This is a genomic window from Halomonas sp. SIMBA_159, assembly GCF_046536035.1.
In the GTDB taxonomy this organism is placed as follows: domain Bacteria; phylum Pseudomonadota; class Gammaproteobacteria; order Pseudomonadales; family Halomonadaceae; genus Vreelandella; species Vreelandella venusta_A.
Map to the genome: position 1 here is coordinate 1 of NZ_JAWJBT010000421.1, position 278 is coordinate 278.

Here is a 278-nt window from a genome sequence, read left to right on the forward strand (position 1 = left end):
GTATAAACGGTATAACTGGCAAACTCTGAGATTAGCTTGCTGTACAGATCATAATTGGCCAGATTCACCGTCAGCAAACATTGCAAATGGCAGTTTAAATGACGGAACGTCCGGCTGGAACTGGTCAGGATCTTACTGTCCAGATGGTGATCATTCAGCAATTGCTGAACCCGCCAGGCATGGAAGTCAGAGGTCAGCACATAATCTGGCTTTAGCGATGTTTTGCTGACCAGAGTATTAAACTCCTGATAAGTATTGTCGCCACCATAGATGCAATC

General features: G+C 45.0%; 1 protein-coding gene. It reads right to left on the reverse strand.

The window, feature by feature from the left end; translation table 11 throughout:
• Nucleotides 1-278: hypothetical protein (locus tag R0J87_RS19875; protein WP_498888410.1), on the reverse strand; the 278-nt coding region annotated here is incomplete at both ends.